The following is a 17,038-nucleotide window of genomic DNA, read 5'->3' on the forward strand; positions in this document are numbered from 1 at the left end:
GGGTTAAACCTTGCGCTGAAGGGCTTCGAGGCGCTTCTGACGCCAGTTCAGCAGCGGCGTCACCGTGGTGCCGTGAACCACCACGCTGCAGACCACCAGCGTTAACGCTATATTCGTCATAATTTCCATCTGCGGGCCTTGCATACCGTGCGTCCAGGCATAGGCGATGTAGTTCAGGCTACCAATCCCCCGGATGCCCAGCCAGCCGATCAGCAGGCGCTGCCCCAGCGGCAGTCCGGCGCGCAGCGTCACCAGCCAGACGGCCAGCGGTCGTACTACGGCAAACAGCACCAGGCCAATCAGCACGCCGTAGATGTTCCAGTGCTGCGCCAGTGTGACGCCCAGCACCACCATCATGCCAGCCGCCAGTAAACGTTCAATAGTATCGCCAAAAGAGAGCGCGTCGCCTACTACAAACCCAATCGACTTCACCATATTGTTGTTGCCCTGATGCGCCAGGCGTATGTTGGGATTCACCAGCGCCTCAGAGGGCAACACGCGCTCATCGTCAGAGAGATCGTCCGGCTGATGGCGACGGAACACGCCCAGCTCGGCGCGGCGTAATCCCAGTCCTGCGGCAAAGGCGGCCAGGAAACCGGAGGCGCCCAGCCCTTCTACCAGTGAATAACTGAGGGCTATCAGCGCCAGCGCCAGAAAATCATTGGGTGCGACGTCGCCATTGGCATTGCGCAGTCGGGTCGCCAGCAGGCCGATCAACTGCCCTAGCACATAACCAATAGTCAAACCGCCGCCAATCGCCCAGAGCACCTCGACCGCCCCCCAGTGGGCCAGCATCGCACCATTCAGGCTCTCGCCATTGAACAGCAGCAGCGCCAGTATCAGCAGCGGCAGCGCGGAGCCATCGTTCATGCCCGCTTCGCTGGAGATCGCCACGCGCAGCGAATCATCATCCTGCGCATCGTTGACCGAGATTAAGCTCGCCAGCACCGGATCGGTCGGCGCCACTATCGCACCAAATGCCAGCGCAATCGGCCAGTCTAATCCCACCAGGAAATGCGCCAGCAGGGTCATCGCGGCGACGGTGAACAGCATGGCAGGAAACGCCAGTTTCAGCCCGGTTTGCCAGCAGTTATTCTGCAGTGGCAGACGCAGCTTAAGTCCGGTGATAAACAGCGAGGCCGCCATGGTGATTTCGGTGATATGGGCCACCGCTTCGGAATGGGTCACGATATCGACGTGGATGAGGTCAAATCCCCAGGGGCCGCAGAGAATGCCCGCAATCAGAAACAGACCAAATGAGGTAACTGGCCCCCGGTGAATCCAACCGGCAGCCAGCGACATCAGCAGCAAGAGGCCGCCCGTCGCTGCTGTCCAGGCTAAAAAGTTCATAACACTCCAGAATATTTCGGGTTTATGAATAAGCCTGGCACATTTTTTGACGGGCGCGATGTCAGTTTTTCAGGTGACGACTGGCGAAGCGAACCGCCAGCGCGGCGGCACCGGCCAGGGTGGCGAGCGCAACCACGCCATTCCAGCCCCAGTGCGCCAGCGCCAGACTCCCCACTGCCGCACCGGTAGCCATACCGATAAACACCACGGTAAACAGCAGCGCATTCAGGCGGCTGCGCGCTTCGGGTGCCAGGCCATAGACCAGTGTCTGATGCGCCACCAGCGTGGCCTGCACCCCTAAATCAAAGCCGATGGTGCAGAGGACAATCAGCGCCAGCTGCGCGGGCATGGGCAGCAGCGGCAGCAGAAACATCAGTGCAAAAGAGATCGTCACCAGCGCGGCACCGGCCTGCGTAACCCTTGCCGGACCAATGCGGTCAGCGAAACTGCCCGCCAGCGGGGCTGCCATGGCACCTGCTGCACCGGCTAAACCAAAGGCACCGGCCACCGCACTGTCCAGATGAAAGCGGTCGCTGAGCATTAACGCCAGCGTTGACCAGAAGGCGCTGAAGGCGACAGAAAGCAGACCCTGAGCCAGCGCAGCCCGGCGCAGCGTCTGATGGTGACGCCACAGATGCACCAGCGACAGCAACAGGCGCGGATAGCTCACCGAAGAGCCCGGCGCGAAGCGCGGCAACACCCGCCACAGCGTCAGCGTAATCAGCAGCACCGCCAGGGCGGCGATCATATACATGGTGCGCCAGCCGAAATACTCTGCCACCACCCCGCTGACCACCCGCGACAGTAGGATGCCCACCAGCAGCCCGGTCATCACCGTGCCGACTGTTTTACCCCGGCTGCGTTCCGGCGCCAGCGCCGCCGACGCGGGCACAATGTCCTGCGCCACGGTGGCGGTCAGCCCGGTGATAAAACTGGCAATCAGCAGCGCGCTGAGTCCGCCGGAAAAACCACACAGCAACAGCGCCGCGACCAGCAGTAAACCTTTGATAAAGATAATGGTGCGACGATCATGACGATCGCCCAGCGGGGCCAGCAGCAGAATACCCAGCGCATAGCCCGCCTGGGTCAGCATCGGCACCATGCCGACTGCGCCGATACCCGCATTAAACTGCTTACTGATGATATCCTGCATCGGCTGGCTGTAGTAAATCGATGCGACGCTGAGCCCGGCTCCGGCGGCCAGGGTAAACACCAGCGGTGTGGAGAGCGATTCATTTTGCGTCTGAGTCTGTATGGCTGACATGCTGTAATCCTCATCATTTCGTCACATCATTAAAGCGCATCACGGTTATACGCGGTAGACTGACATCAGGCAAAACCGTTATGCGTGGTACGTATGAACAACCCTAACAGCAGCGATCGCATCGACCTGATGCAGACGTTTATCCGTATTGTCGAGAGCGGCAGCTTGTCCGCCGCCGCGGCCCAGCTCGGCACGACACAGCCTACCGTCAGCCGTCGCTTGCAGACCCTGGAGCAGCGGCTGGGCCTCAAGCTGATCCTGCGCACCACCCATGCGCTGAAGCTCACCGATGATGGCGAACGCTGCTACGCCCAGGCACGGCAGCTGCTGGCGACCTGGCATGCGCTGGAAGATGAGCTGACCGGTGCCAGCGATGACCCGGTCGGTACGCTGCGGGTTCGTGCGCCGCACGCCTTTGGTCAGGATCAGCTGATCGCGCCGCTGGTGGACTATCTGCACCGCTATCCCCGTCTCAATATCGAGTGGATGCTGAATGACCGCACGCCCGACTTTATGGCGGAGAACGTGGACTGCGCCATTCAGGTCGGTGCGCCCACCGATCCTTCGGTCGTGGCGATTCTGTTAGCCGAAGTGCCACGCATTGTGGTGGCGGCCCCGCACCTGCTGGCGCAGCATCCGTCGATTGAACAGGTGGAACAGCTGCGCGATTTGCCGTGGCTGGCGCTGACCAGCTTTTACCGTAATGAAGTGGCGTTGCAGAAGATTGACGACGGCCAGCCGGTGAACCTGGCGATTACGCCCCGGCTGAGCAGCGACAGTTTATATGCGGTGCGCAAAGCGGCGCTGGCCGGGATGGGCGCGGCGATTGTCTCCTCGTGGGCGGTACAGGACGATTTAGCGGATGGCAGTCTGGTTCAGCTGATGCCCGCCTGGCAGGCCCCGCCGCTGCCGGTATGGCTGACCTATCCCTGGGCGAGTTACTACCCGGCCAGGCTGCAACACTTTTTTGCCATGATCAAAGAGGTGATGCCGCAGCTGGCGGGCACACGTCCGGCCTCACAGGCGGGTCGTTCAGGGGGAGCAGAGCGGAAAGGGTAAAGCAGGCGCCCGCCTCAGCGGGCCGCCAGAGAGGTTACTTCGGTTTTTTATCGCTGCGCGACATCTGATCCAGCCAGCCCATCACAAAGGCGGAGAGCACAAAGGTCAGGTGGATAATCACGTACCACATCAGCTTGTCGTTTTCGACGTTGCGCGCTTCCATAAACACCCGCAGCAGGTGGATCGAGGAGATGGCGACAATGGAGGCGGCGACTTTGTTTTTCAGCGAGCCGGAGTCCATCTTGCCCAGCCAGCTCAGCTTCTCTTTATCTTCGTCGATATCGAGCTTGGAGATGAAGTTCTCATAACCCGACAGCATCACCATCACCAGCAGGCCGCCAACCAGCGTCATATCCACCAGCGACAGCAGCAGCAGGATCAGATCGTTTTCCGCAATGCTGAAAATGTTGGGCAGCAGGTGGAAAATTTCCTGGAAAAATTTAATGGTCAGCGCCAGTAATCCCAGCGAAAGTCCAATGTAAACCGGGGCCAGCAACCAGCGCGATGCATACATCAGGTTTTCGGTAAAACGTTCCATACAATCCCACGAATAATCAAACAGGTCCGGGAGTATAACCGATCAACTGTGAAGTTATTTCAGCCCTTCGTCAGAAATTTCAGGGACCGGCGGCAGTGGCAGCGAGAGACGAAATGCCGCGCCCCCTTCGGGTCGGTTTTCGGCCCAGATCTGACCGCCGTGGCTCTCGATAATGGTTTTACAGATTGCCAGACCCAGCCCGACGCCCGGCACCGCCGACTCTTTGTCGCCCCGCCAGAATTTATCGAATATCCGGCTTAAGTCGTCTTCGGCAATGCCCGGTCCGCTATCCCAGACCGCAATCTCCAGTCGTGATGCGGCACGCCAGGCGCGAATGCCGCGTGGTGCGCTGTTACCGGCATACTTCAGGCTGTTCTCAATCAGGTTAGTGAAAACGCGTTCCAGCAGCGTACTATCGCCTTTGATCAGCACGATATCGTCCGGCAGATCGAGCTGAACCTCATGCCCTTTCAGCGACGGTGCCATGCTGCTCAGCGCCCCGCCGATCACCTCTTCCAGCGCCAGCCACTCCTCACGCAGGTTGAGGCCACCCGACTGAATGCGCGCCATATCCAGCATATTGCTCACCAGCCGGATAGTGCTCAGCGTCTGCTCGCGGATCTGGCTGGCCTGCGGCACATATTTTGAGTTGTCGCTGGCCAGATCGAGCATCAGCATTTCCGCCTGACCAAACAGCACGGTCAGCGGGGTGCGCAGGTCGTGCGACAGCGCCGACAGCAGCGCATTGCGCAGCTGTTCCCGCTCTGCCGAGAGACGGGAGGCTGCCTCGCTGTGCGACAGCGCCATCCGCTCCAGCGCATTGGCAATCAGTACCGTAAAGGTTTCCACCAGCCGCTGCTGTTCGGGGATCATCAACTGACGCAGATTCTGCGGCTCCACCACCAGCAAACCACGGCAGTGCGCGCCACTTTTCAGCGGCAGGATCTGATAGGGCACCGCCGGTAAGGTATCGGTGCCCGCACCCGCAGGCTGGCCTTTGCTGTAACTCCATTTCGCAATCGCACGATCCGGCTCACTGGCCGGTAACGCCTCGCCCACCGGTTGCAGCTCGCCCTGCTCATCCGGCAGCAGCAGCAGGCAGCGCGCCTGTAACGTGGCATCCAGCACACGCTGGCTGGTGGCGGCAATATCCTGCGGCGTCAGCGCGCTGCCCAGCGATTTCGCCATCTCATAGAGCTGGCGCGCCCGCTGTTCGCGGTAGCGCGCCACCCGCGCCTGATAGCGCACCCCGGCCGTGAGATTGCCGACAATGACGCCCACCGCCAGCATCACGCCAAAGGTCACCAGATATTGCAGATCGGAGACCGCCACCGTGCCGGTGGGGGCCACAAAGAAGAGGTCAAAGGCGATGATGTTCATCACCGTAGCGATCACCGACGGCCAGCGGCCATAGCGCAGCGCCACGATCACGACCGCCAGCAGGTAGATCATCACACAGTTGGCGGGATCGAAATTGATCAGCACAGACTGTCCGGCTGCGGTGACGACGATGCAGAGCACCAGCGCCATCATCACGCCACGCAGCTGAATGCGCCATTTTTCACTGGTGACGCGGCCATCCGGCAGCGGATGCGGCGCATCCTTCAGCGGCTCATCCAGTGCGACGACCAGCAGGTCGAGATCGGGGCCAAGCTGACCCAGACGTTCGGCAAAACTGTCACGCCGCCAGCGCCGCTGCGGGCGACGGCCAGTGACGATTTTACCCAGGTTGTGTTCGCGGGCGTAGCCCAGCACCGCTTCCGCTTCATCCGGTTCCGAGAGCGTGGCGGTTTCTGCGCCCAGCTCCTGCGCCAGCTGTAAGGTACGCAGAATCGCCCGTCGCCGCGCTTCCGGCAGCCGGTTAAGCCGCGGCGTTTCGACATAGACCGCGTGCCATTCACTGCCGAGCCGTGCTGCCAGCCGGGCGGCGGTGCGCACCAGCTTTTCACTGCCGCTGTCGTCACCAATACAGAGCAGAATGGCATCGCGGGTGTGCCAGACGCGCTCCCGTCCCTGCTGATCGCGCCAGGCGCGCATCTGGTCATCCACCCGATCGGCGGTGCGACGCAGGGCCAGCTCACGCAGGGCGAACAGGTTACCTTTGCGGAAAAAGTTTTCGATGGCGCGTTCTGCGCGGTCACCAATGTAGACTTTGCCCTCTTTCAGCCGCTGCCGCAGATCGTCGGGCGGCAGATCGACCAGCACCACTTCATTGGCGCTGTCGAAAAAGGGATCAGGCACGGTTTCGCGCACCTGAATGCCGGTGACGCCGCCGACCACATCATTGAGGCTCTCAAGATGCTGCACGTTGACGGTGGTGAGCACGTCGATGCCCGCTTCCAGCAGCTCCTCGATATCCTGCCAGCGCTTGGGATGGCGTGAGCCCTGCACGTTGGTGTGCGCCAGCTCATCCATCAGGATCACCGCCGGATGGCGGGCCAGCGCAGCATCAAGATCAAACTCCGCATGACGCGAGCGGCCGGTTGCGCGCCGCGGCAGCAGGGTTAAGCCTGTCAGCAGCTGCGCGGTTTCCGGCCGGTCGTGGGTCTCTACCACGCCGATCAGCACATCCAGACCCTGCGCACGCAGCCGCTGTGCCTCCTGCAGCATGGCGTAGGTTTTGCCCACGCCCGCACAGGCACCAAAGTAAATCTTCAGCTGTCCGCGATGACTCTCGCGGTTAGCCTGCAGCAGCGCGTCGGGATCGGGACGCTGGGGTTCGTGGTTCATCGCTTCCTTTACACCATTACAGTTCGTTGAGCGCTATATTCAGCTGCAACACATTGAGGGTCGGTGTGCCGAGGAAGGGCAGCAGCGGACGATGCGTCATCTTTTCAATCAGCGCCTCGACCTGTGCCACCGGCACCTTGCGGCTGGCAGCGACACGCGGAGCCTGCCACAGTGCAGCCTGAGGCGAAATATCCGGGTCCAGCCCGCTGGCGGAAGCAGTCACCAGCTCAACCGGCACGGCGGCCGCTGCCTGGGGATTGGCGGCCCGCAGTACAGCGATGCGGTCGGCCACCGCTTTGTCCAGCGCCGGGTTGCTGGCGGCCAGATTACTGCCGCCCGAGGCCAGCGGGTTATAGGCTTTATCACTGGTGGCTGAAGGACGCCCCCAGAAATAGCCGGGCTGGGTAAAGTTCTGCCCAATCAGCGCAGATCCGTGCGCCACGCCCTCCTCCTCCAGCAGCGAGCCATTGGCCTGGGCCGGAAAAAGCCACTGCGCCAGCCCGGTGGTGAGGAAAGGATAAACCACGCCGGTCACAAGCGTAAGCAACAACAACAGTAAAATTGCCGGACGTAACTGACTCATTTTTTTCTCCTCAGGCCATGCCTGAAAGCACTAACAGCAGATCGATCGCTTTGATGCCGACAAACGGCACCAGCAGGCCACCCAGACCGTAAATCAGCAGGTTGCGGCGCAGCAGCGCAGCAGCACTCAGCGGGCGGTAGCTGACGCCTTTCAGGGCCAGCGGGATCAGGAAGATAATCACCAGGGCGTTAAAGATCACCGCCGACAGAATCGCGCTGGCGGGCGAGTGCAGCTGCATCACGTTCAGCATGTTGAGCTGCGGATAGGTGGCCGCAAACGCCGCCGGAATGATGGCGAAATATTTCGCCACGTCGTTGGCGATACTGAAGGTGGTCAGGGAACCGCGCGTCATCAGCATCTGTTTACCGATGTGCACCACTTCCAGCAGCTTGGTCGGGTTCGAGTCGAGATCGACCATGTTGCCCGCCTCTTTCGCCGCCTGCGTACCGGAGTTCATCGCCACCGCCACATCCGCCTGCGCCAGGGCAGGCGCATCGTTGGTGCCGTCGCCGGTCATCGCCACTAACCGTCCTTCTGCCTGATACTGGCGGATCAGCGCCAGTTTGGCTTCCGGCGTCGCCTCTGACAGGAAGTCATCCACGCCCGCTTCCGCCGCAATGGCCGCGGCGGTCAGCGGGTTATCGCCGGTGATCATCACCGTTTTAATGCCCATTTTGCGCAGTTCGGCAAAGCGTTCTTTGATGCCGCCCTTCACGATATCTTTCAGCGCCACCACGCCCAGCACGTTCGCGCCCTCTGACACCACCAGTGGCGTGCCGCCACTGCGTGCCACCTCTTCCACCTGCGCATTGACCTCGGCAGGGAAACGGCCATGGTTCGCTTCAATATGACGACGTACCGCATCGACCGCACCCTTGCGGATCAACCGGTCCTGCACGTTTACGCCACTCATGCGGGTCTGGGCTGAGAACGGAATAAAGCTGGCGCCCATGCTGCTGAGATCGCGTTCACGCAGATTAAAGCGCTGCTTCGCAAGCACCACGATGCTGCGCCCTTCAGGTGTCTCATCGGCCAGCGAGGCGAGCTGCGCGGCGTCGGCCAGTTGCTCTTCGCTGACGCCCGGCGCGGGCAGGAACTGGGTCGCCTGACGGTTACCCAGCGTGATGGTGCCGGTTTTGTCCAGCATCAGCACATCCACATCGCCTGCGGCTTCCACCGCACGTCCGCTGGTCGCAATGACGTTCGCACCCAGCATACGGCTCATCCCCGCCACCCCAATCGCCGACAACAGCCCGCCGATAGTGGTGGGGATCAGACAGACCAGCAGCGCCACCAGTACGGTGATGCTGACCGGCTTGCCGCCCCAGGCCGAGAACGGCCAGAGCGTGACGGTCGCCAGCAGGAACACGATAGTCAGCGACACCAGCAGGATGGTCAGGGCAATCTCATTCGGGGTTTTGCGACGTTTCGCACCTTCCACCATGGCGATCATCCGGTCAAGGAAGGTTTCACCCGGGTTGGCGCTACAGGTAATGACCAGCCAGTCAGAGAGAATACGCGTACCGCCCGTGACGGAGGCGAAGTCACCGCCTGACTCACGGATCACCGGTGCAGATTCACCGGTAATGGCGCTCTCATCCACGGAGGCACCACCCTCTATCACTTCACCGTCGCAGGGAATAATGTCGCCCGCTTCGACCAGCACCGCGTCGCCTTTGCGCAGCGCATCGGCACTGACCTGCTGCCACTCCGCGCCATAACGCGCCGCTGACAGTTTTTTGGCAAAGCTGGTCTTTTTCACTCCTTTCAGGCTGCTCGCCTGGGCTTTACTGCGCCCTTCAGCCAGCGCCTCCGCCAGGTTGGCGAACAGCACGGTGAACCAGAGCCAGAGCGCAATCGCGCCGGTAAAACTGGCGCTGCCGCTGATGCGGCCAGACAGCATGGCCAGCGCCAGTAGCGTAGTCAGCACGCTGCCGAGCCAGACCACAAACATCACCGGGTTACGGAACTGTACCCGGGGATCGAGCTTTTTCACCGCATCCCAGGCCGAGGTACGCAGCAGCGCTGCGTCAAATAATGCCTGTTGTTGACGACTCATGAGGATTGTCCCTGAACAAGTTGCAGATGCTCAGCCACCGGGCCCAGCGCCAGAGCAGGAATAAAGGTCAGTGCACCCACCAGCAGCACCGTGCCAATCAGCAGTCCGATAAACAGCGGACCGTGGGTTGGCAGCGTGCCGTTACCCACCGGCTGCACTTTTTTCACCGCCATCGCACCGGCAATCGCCATCACCGGAATGATGATGCCGAAGCGGCCCAGCAGCATGCAGACCGCCAGTAACAGGTTCCAGAACGGCGTGTTAGCACTCAGTCCGGCAAAGGCGCTGCCGTTGTTGTTGGCCGCCGAGGAGACGGCGTAGAGCACTTCGCTGAAGCCATGAATGCCGGGGTTCGCCATTGCACTGCGGCCAGCGTCGGTCATCATCGCCAGCGCGGTGCCGATCAGCACCAGCGCCGGGGTGACCAGAATCGCCAGCGCGGTCATCTTCATCTCCCAGACGTCGATTTTTTTGCCCAGGAATTCCGGGGTACGACCGATCATCAGCCCGGCGATAAACACCGCCAGCAGCACAAACAGCAGCATGCCGTAGAGACCGGCACCGACGCCGCCAAACACCACTTCGCCCAGCTGCATCAGCCACATCGGCACCATGCCACCCAGCGCAGTAAAGGAGTCGTGCATGGCATTCACCGCACCGCAGGAGGCCGCGGTGGTAATGACCGCGAACAGGCTGCTGTTAAGAATGCCAAAGCGCGTCTCTTTGCCTTCCATGTTGACGGCGCTGTCGGCCCCCAGCTGGAGGAAATGCGGGTTGCCCTGCAGTTCGGCCCACATGACGACCGATACCGCCGCGACAAACATCAGCGTCATCGCCCACAGCAGCATGTGGCCCTGACGACGATCGCGTACGCTTTCGCCAAACGCGAAGCAGAGCGCCGCCGGGATCAGAAAGATGCTCAGCATCTGCACCAGATTGGTCAGCACCGTCGGGTTTTCAAATGGATGGGAGGAGTTGGCGTTAAAGAAGCCGCCACCGTTGGTGCCCAGCATTTTGATCGCTTCCTGAGACGCCACCGGTCCCATCGACAGCGTCTGCTGCACGCCTTCCAGCGTGGTGAAGCTGTGATAAGGTGCGAAGTTCTGGATGCTGCCCTGACTGACAAAGAACAGCGCCACCAGCAGGCTGATCGGCAGTAAGACATAGAGCGTGATGCGCGTCAGGTCGCGCCAGGCGTTACCCAGGGTCGCAGCGCTGCGATTAGCGAAGCCACGGATCAGCGCAAATGCCACGGCGATCCCGGTTGCGGCAGAGAGAAAATTCTGCACCGTCAGGCCCACCATCTGACTGAAATAGCTCAGGGTGCTTTCGCCGCTGTAGGACTGCCAGTTGGTGTTGGTGACGAAGCTCACGGCGGTGTTCAGCGCCAGATGCCAGCTCAGGCCAGGCAGCTGCTGCGGATTCAGCGGCAGCGCGCCCTGCATCAGCAATATTGCCAGCAGCACCACGAAACCCAGCGCATTAAACAGCAGAATCGCCAGCAGGTAGTGCGGCCAGCGCATCTCCGATTGCTGCGCGCCCAGCAGTCGCCACAGCGGCGCTTCCAGCCGGGCAAACACCGGCTTGTCGGCCACTAACGCGGCCAGGCCCCGGCCAAGCGGCTGCGCCAGCACCATCAGCAGCACCAGATAAAATGCGATGAGTAAAAAAGCATTGGCCGCCATCAGAAAGCCTCCGCATTTAACAGGGCATAGAGCAGATAGCCCAGTAACAACACCACCAGCACAATGCCGGTTATTACGCCCACGCTCACAGGAACCTCCAGAGGATTGGATTTATGGCGTAGCTTGCGCGGAGGCGTATAAAGAAGGGGTTAAAATGCAGCGGGCGGGCGTAAAAATAGTGTAAAAATGGCGAAAAATCAGGCGACTTCCAGCGCCCAGATACGATTGAGATCGACGTTACCCCATAGTGCACTGTCCTCTGCGCCCACAATACTGTCGGTGCAGAAACTGTCGCCGAGGTCGAGCTCCTCCGGTTTCACTTCGCGCTGGGCGTGCAGCGACCAGAAGACATGCACACAGGGGCGCATCAGCGATTTTTCGCCTGCCTTTACCACCAGCGCCACCCGGCCGGAAGCCAGACGCACCAGCGAACCTACCGGATAGATGCCGATGGTTCGCACGAAGGTGTGCAGCAGGCCCGGATCGAAATGGCCGCGCCAGCTCAGCATCTGGTGCATCGCCTCTGCCGGTGTCCAGCCGTTGCGATAGGAGCGGGTTGAGGTGACAGCATCGTAGACATCACACACCGCTGCCATCCGGGCGTAGAACGAAATCGCTTCCCCTTTCAGACGGTGCGGGTAGCCACTGCCATCATATTTTTCATGATGATGCAGGGCGATATCGAGCAAATCGTCATCGGCGTCGGCTTCAATCAGCATCTGCGTGCCCACCACCGGATGCTCGCGCATCACCCTGAACTCCTCTTCCGTCAGCTTGCCCGCTTTGTTCAGGATCGCCAGCGGCACAGCGGCTTTGCCGACATCATGCAGTAAACCGCCCATGCCCACCCGACGCAGCTGCTGCTCATCCAGCCCGAGTTTTTTACCCAGTGCAATCATCAGCCCGCAGACCGCCATGGAGTGCAGATAGGTGTAGTCATCATGATTTTTCAGCCGCGCCACGCTGAGCATCGCTGAGGGTTCACGCGTGATCGAGCCGGCGATGTCATCCACCAGATCCATCATATAATCAAGCTTCAGGCCGTTACCCAGCCGCGCTTCGTTGAACATCGCCAGTACTTTCGGTTTGCCCTGCTGAAAGATCAGCTGTGCCTGGTCCAGTTCCTGAAAAAATGGGGTACGCCCAATGGTTCTTTTCGCGATCGAGGTGGCGATCGGCGCCTGCACAGATCGATCGAGGTCGATCCAGAGCTGGCGGATCCCTTCACTGCGTAACGTGGCGATTTGTCGTGGATCGGTGATCAGCATCTGATTATGAATGCGCTCGTCCTTTATCCACCAGACCTCCAGCTTGTGGATAAACATCCCAGGGCGCAGTTCATCAATGGTAATCAGCTTTATCACGCTATCACTCCTTACGATCAGCGGGTGGTAAGGTGATATCGGCAGCTGGACAAATATTCTTCAGGCTGTTTTGTGCGGAGGCGGCGCGCGGGCGAGTGGTCAGAGGAGAAGCGTCCTGTCTCACGCTCTGCCCATCATGGTTAAGTCATTGTTGTCGTTAGACTACGCGGGTCAGCACCGGCTCGCCACGGGCAAACGCCAGCATGTTCTCAAACACCAGGCCGGCCATCGCCGCCATGGTTTCGCGGGTGCTGCTGGCGATATGTGGCGTAATCACCACATTGTCGCGCTGGCGCAGGGCGTCAGGGACATGCGGCTCCTGTTCAAACACATCCAGCCCGGCACCGGCGATCTGCCCGGTTTCCAGCGCCGCCACCAGCGCCTGCTGATCCACCACGCTGCCGCGCGCGATGTTAATCAGATAACCCTGCGGGCCCAGCGCCTGCAGCACGTCTGCGTTAATGATATGGCGCGTTGCGGCACCGCCTGGCAGCGTGAGCACCAGAAAATCGGCCTGCTGCGCCAGCGCCACCAGGCTCTCATGCCGGGTATAGGGCACGTCAGGACGTGAACGCGGGTTGTAGTAGTGAATCTGCATACCAAACGCCTGCGCGCGCCTGGCTACCGCCTGGCCGATATTGCCCAGCCCGACGATACCGCACACCTTGCCGCCGATTTTGCTGCTCAGCGGAAAGCGGCCCTGCGTCCAGTGCCCGGCGCGTGTGAAGCGATCGGCCTCACTGATGCGGCGCGCCACATCCAGCAGCAGCGCCATGCCCAGATCCGCGACGCAATCATTGAGCACCTCCGGCGTGTTGGTCACCACAATGCCGCGCGATCGGGCGGCTTCCGTATCAATGCTGTCATACCCGACGCCGTTACTGCAGATCGCTTTGAGGTTGGGCAATGCCGCGATCAGTGCGGCGGATGCCCCCATTACCGCGTTGCCGCTGGTGACCAGTATGTCGATGGCAGCACCCTGTTCAGCCAGAAAAGCGCTCTCATCGTCCGCCTCCCACAGCCGGAACGCGGTGAACGTCTTTTCAATGTTCTCTATCAGCTGCGGCGGCAGGAATTTCCCTCTGATCAGCACCTTACATTGCTTTAATACCATCTTCTTTCTCCTGATTGTTATAGGATGCCGGGCGTTCGGTCTCTTCGCCCACGCGTTCAATCGGTCCCATCACCAGCAGGAACAGCAGCGCCGCAACCACGCAGTGTGCCGCCACAAACGCCAGCCCGATGCTGTAGCTGCCGGTCAGCCCGACGATGATGCCGAACAGCAGCGGCGTGGTGAAACCGGCAATGTTGCCAATGCCGTTAAAAATGGCACCCGCCAGACCTACTGCCTCTTTCGGTGCGGTGTCGCTGATCACTGTCCAGGTGCCTGCGCCCGCCGCGATGCCTTTGCCGAAAAAGGCGAAGGACATAATGGCGATGATGCCGCCGTTACCGGGAATAATCGCCGCCAGCACCAGGCTCGACGCCATCAGCATGCCGACGATATAGGGGGTTTTACGCGCCCAGGAGACGCTCCAGCCCCGGGCGATTAATTTATCTGACAGGTAACCGCCGCTGATCCCGCCGAGAAAACCAAACAGCGCCGGAGCAACGGTGGCGAAGCCCGCCTCCATAATGTTCATGCCGCGCGCCTGCACCAGATAGATCGGGAACCAGGTAATGAAGAAGTAGCTGAGCGCGATGATGCAGTACTGGCCAAGATAGGCGCACCAGAGCATGCGATTAGTGAGCAGCTTTCTGAACATCGCTTTGCTGACCGGTGGTCGGGCCTTCAGGGTCCGCGCCGCGTCGATATCCACCATCGCGCCGCCATTAATGATGTGGCGCAGTTCACTTTCCGACACGCCGGGATGGTTGCGCGGCTCGCGCATCCAGGCTGCCCAGACAAACACCGCCAGCAGGCCGATGCCGCCCAGCACAAAGAACGGCCACTCCCAGCCGAAGCGCGACACCAGCCAGCCTGACAGCGGTGAGAAGATGGCGACGGCAAAATATTGCGCCGAACTGAACAGCGATGATGCCCGGCCCCGCTCAGCGCCAGGGAACCACATAATCACCACGCGCGCATTGGCGGGAAAGCTGGGTGCCTCAATGAGTCCCAGCATAAAGCGCAGACCAAACATCAGCATCAGCGCGCCGGTCATACCGCTGGAGAACTCACCCACAAATCCCATCGCCAGCGTCGAGACCGACCAGAGCGCCAGCGTGACGCCATACACTTTTTTGGCTCCGAAGCGGTCAAGGAACAGTCCGCCGGGGATCTGACCGATGACATAGGCCCAGCTGAAGGCAGAGAGGATCAGTCCCAGCTGGATCGCTGACAGGCCGAACTCCTCTTTGATCGCCGATCCGGAGATCGAGAGGATCGAACGGTCGGCATAAGCCACGACCGACAGAAACAGGATCAGGCAGAGGATCCCGATGCGGACATGGGTGGTCCGTTGAGGCGTTACATCTTTAGGCATGAGCTGAATTCCTTAAAAAGCGGCAGGTTGTGCCACAAGGTTTTTTTCAGGAATAACGCTGAGATTTCCCGCTTCTGGAAATATAGATAGGAGGCTAACTAAGGGTCATTGTGCGGATGTTGAGATCGACGGGTCCGATTCAGCGATTTTCTGGCAACCGCCACAACCGCCCGTGCGGCGCTGCACAAAAGCGCAAAAAGCTGCGGCGCTTTGCCGCAGAGTGTGCACCCGATCGGGGTTTTAACCGGCGCTGACAGCTATGACGCGACGAATTTTCAGCAAAGTGTGGCGACGCCAGCAAGAGTGAAAAAGGCGGCTTGTCAAACCTGACGGCCATTTCTAAGCTGCAGATGATCCTCTTTATCCATTTTTATAATAAATGAAATATCCATTCCAAACAGCAACCTCTGGAGTCCGCAATGAAAACACGCGCATGGGCATTACTCTGTCTGCTCTCTCTTTCTACGTCGGCGCTGGCAGAGAAGATTGGCGTATCGATGGCTTTTTTCGACCAGAACTTCCTGACCATTATTCGCCAGTCGATTGAAAAAGAGGCGAAAGCGCGTCAGCTGGATGCGCAGTTCGAAGATGCACGCGGCGACGTCGGTCGTCAGACCGATCAGGTGCAGAGCTTTATCAGCGCCGGCGTAGACGCGATTATCGTCGATCCTGTCGACTCCGCCAGCACCCCTGCCCTGACCAGGCTGGCGCAGCAGGCTCACATTCCGCTGGTCTACGTTAACCGCACACCGGGCGATAAAACCCTGCCGCCAGGCGTGGTATTTGTCGGCTCTGACGAACGCGAGTCGGGTACGTTGCAGATGGAAGCGCTGGCGAAGCAGGCGGGTTATCGTGGCAAGGTCGCCATTATCATCGGTAACCTCAGCGATGCGGGTGCGCTGCAGCGCACCAAAGATGTGGAGCAGGTGGTGGCAAAGTATCCCGACATGAAAGTGGTGCTGAAGCAGACCGCCAACTATTCGCGTAATGAGGGCATGGATTTAATGCTCAGCTGGCTGTCGAACGGCGAAGAGATCGATATTGTCGCCGCCAACAATGACGAAATGGCGATTGGTGCGACAATGGCGATTGCGCAGGCGAAGCCGAAGAAGACCATTCTGGTGGGCGGCATTGATGCCACGCCGGATGGCCTGAAAGCCCTGGCAAGCGGCAAACTGGCCGTCACCGTGTTCCAGGATGCCGTGGGTCAGGGCAAAAAATCGGTCGAGGTGGCGCAGCAGATGATCAAAGGGGAAAAAGTCGATTCCCACCAGTGGATTCCGTTTGAACTGGTAACGCAGCAGAACATGCAGCACTACAGCAATAAAAATCCGTAATGAAAAGCGGAGCGGCAGCGCTGCCGCTCCGGTTATCACTTCTCGTGCAGCAGCTTCGCCATCATCACCACATCGCGCAGCTGACCGTCGCGCAGGGCGGCCTGGCGCATCACCCCTTCACGCTCAAAGCCCAGCCGCTCATAGAGCCGCAACGCCCGTTCATTGTCGTGAAACACCTCCAGCGCCATACGCGTAATCCCCAGCCAGTTGCGGGAATAGTCGAGCGCGGTGCGGATCAGGCGCTCACCGACGCCGCGACCGGCGTAATCGGGATGCACGCCCAGCCCAAAGCTGATGCAGTGGCGGGTGCGCGGCTTGTTATCCACAAACAGCGTCAGCTCACCGGCCAGCACGCCCTCGATCTCCGCGACAAAGGCGATAAATCCCTCGGCATCCATTCTGGCGATTTTTTTCTCCCAGGTGGCGACGCTGGGAAACGGTAGCTGCAGCGTCCAGGGATAGACATCGGGATGACTGTAGAGTCGCTGATAGGCGGCGGCATCCTGCGGTTCCCGTGCCCGAATAATGATTTCCATATTTTCTCCTTTTAGCCGAACGGGGTTCATGCACTAAGCTGTAGCTC

At 60.3% G+C, this 17,038-nt stretch carries 14 protein-coding genes; 2 read left to right on the forward strand and 12 right to left on the reverse strand.

Features of this window, described 5'->3' with window-relative positions:
* Positions 1–3 precede the first annotated feature (3 nt).
* Both NIM72_RS11195 and NIM72_RS11200 read right to left on the reverse strand, forming a co-directional pair.
* Positions 4–1,350, reverse strand: coding sequence for a sodium:proton antiporter (locus NIM72_RS11195; protein WP_161734100.1), 1,347 nt, complete (start codon positions 1,348–1,350; stop codon positions 4–6).
* A 61-nt stretch (positions 1,351–1,411) separates the two neighbouring features.
* A complete protein-coding gene (locus tag NIM72_RS11200) occupies positions 1,412–2,614 on the reverse strand; it encodes an MFS transporter (protein ID WP_253420368.1) in 1,203 nt (400 codons plus the stop codon).
* A gap of 93 nt (positions 2,615–2,707) precedes the next feature.
* Between NIM72_RS11200 and NIM72_RS11205 the strand changes: the two genes are divergently transcribed.
* Complete coding sequence (locus NIM72_RS11205; protein ID WP_253420371.1) at positions 2,708–3,673, forward strand: LysR family transcriptional regulator; 966 nt, start codon at positions 2,708–2,710, stop codon at positions 3,671–3,673.
* A 34-nt stretch (positions 3,674–3,707) separates the two neighbouring features.
* Here NIM72_RS11205 and NIM72_RS11210 read toward each other — a convergent pair whose 3' ends face one another.
* From NIM72_RS11210 to NIM72_RS11250, 9 genes are all read right to left on the reverse strand, one after another.
* Positions 3,708–4,211 carry a TIGR00645 family protein gene (locus NIM72_RS11210; RefSeq protein ID WP_010253431.1) on the reverse strand — a complete coding sequence of 168 codons (504 nt, stop codon included), beginning with the start codon at positions 4,209–4,211 and terminating at the stop codon, positions 3,708–3,710.
* 54 nt (positions 4,212–4,265) lie between these two features.
* A complete protein-coding gene (kdpD, locus tag NIM72_RS11215) occupies positions 4,266–6,941 on the reverse strand; it encodes a two-component system sensor histidine kinase KdpD (RefSeq protein ID WP_253420373.1) in 2,676 nt (891 codons plus the stop codon).
* A gap of 16 nt (positions 6,942–6,957) precedes the next feature.
* A complete protein-coding gene (gene kdpC, locus NIM72_RS11220) occupies positions 6,958–7,524 on the reverse strand; it encodes a potassium-transporting ATPase subunit KdpC (RefSeq protein ID WP_253420376.1) in 567 nt (188 codons plus the stop codon).
* 10 nt (positions 7,525–7,534) lie between these two features.
* Positions 7,535–9,583, reverse strand: coding sequence for a potassium-transporting ATPase subunit KdpB (kdpB, locus tag NIM72_RS11225; protein WP_161734090.1), 2,049 nt, complete (start codon positions 9,581–9,583; stop codon positions 7,535–7,537).
* Positions 9,580–11,268 carry a potassium-transporting ATPase subunit KdpA gene (gene kdpA / locus NIM72_RS11230; protein ID WP_161734088.1) on the reverse strand — a complete coding sequence of 563 codons (1,689 nt, stop codon included), beginning with the start codon at positions 11,266–11,268 and terminating at the stop codon, positions 9,580–9,582. The genes kdpB and kdpA overlap by 4 nt, the downstream gene beginning before the upstream one ends.
* Complete coding sequence (gene kdpF / locus NIM72_RS11235) at positions 11,268–11,357, reverse strand: K(+)-transporting ATPase subunit F (protein ID WP_253420379.1); 90 nt, start codon at positions 11,355–11,357, stop codon at positions 11,268–11,270. Before kdpF ends, kdpA begins: the two co-directional genes overlap by 1 nt.
* Before the next feature lie 108 nt (positions 11,358–11,465).
* A complete protein-coding gene (locus NIM72_RS11240; RefSeq protein ID WP_161734086.1) occupies positions 11,466–12,632 on the reverse strand; it encodes an HD-GYP domain-containing protein in 1,167 nt (388 codons plus the stop codon).
* A 157-nt stretch (positions 12,633–12,789) separates the two neighbouring features.
* Positions 12,790–13,746: a 2-hydroxyacid dehydrogenase gene (locus tag NIM72_RS11245; protein ID WP_253420382.1), complete on the reverse strand. Its 957-nt coding sequence runs from the start codon at positions 13,744–13,746 to the stop codon at positions 12,790–12,792.
* A complete protein-coding gene (locus NIM72_RS11250; protein WP_253420385.1) occupies positions 13,727–15,118 on the reverse strand; it encodes an MFS transporter in 1,392 nt (463 codons plus the stop codon). Before NIM72_RS11250 ends, NIM72_RS11245 begins: the two co-directional genes overlap by 20 nt.
* 419 nt (positions 15,119–15,537) lie before the next feature.
* Here NIM72_RS11250 and NIM72_RS11255 point away from each other — a divergent pair, with 419 nt between their 5' ends.
* Entirely contained in the window at positions 15,538–16,455 is a 918-nt protein-coding gene (locus NIM72_RS11255; protein WP_161734080.1) for a sugar ABC transporter substrate-binding protein, read from the forward strand.
* Positions 16,456–16,490: 35 nt separating this feature from the next.
* Here NIM72_RS11255 and NIM72_RS11260 read toward each other — a convergent pair whose 3' ends face one another.
* Positions 16,491–16,991, reverse strand: a complete 501-nt coding sequence (locus tag NIM72_RS11260; protein ID WP_161734078.1) for a GNAT family N-acetyltransferase — start codon at positions 16,989–16,991, stop codon at positions 16,491–16,493.
* Positions 16,992–17,038: the final 47 nt, after the last annotated feature.

It is taken from the genome of Pantoea sp. B550 (genome assembly GCF_024158165.1).
Lineage (GTDB): Bacteria > Pseudomonadota > Gammaproteobacteria > Enterobacterales > Enterobacteriaceae > Pantoea > Pantoea alfalfae.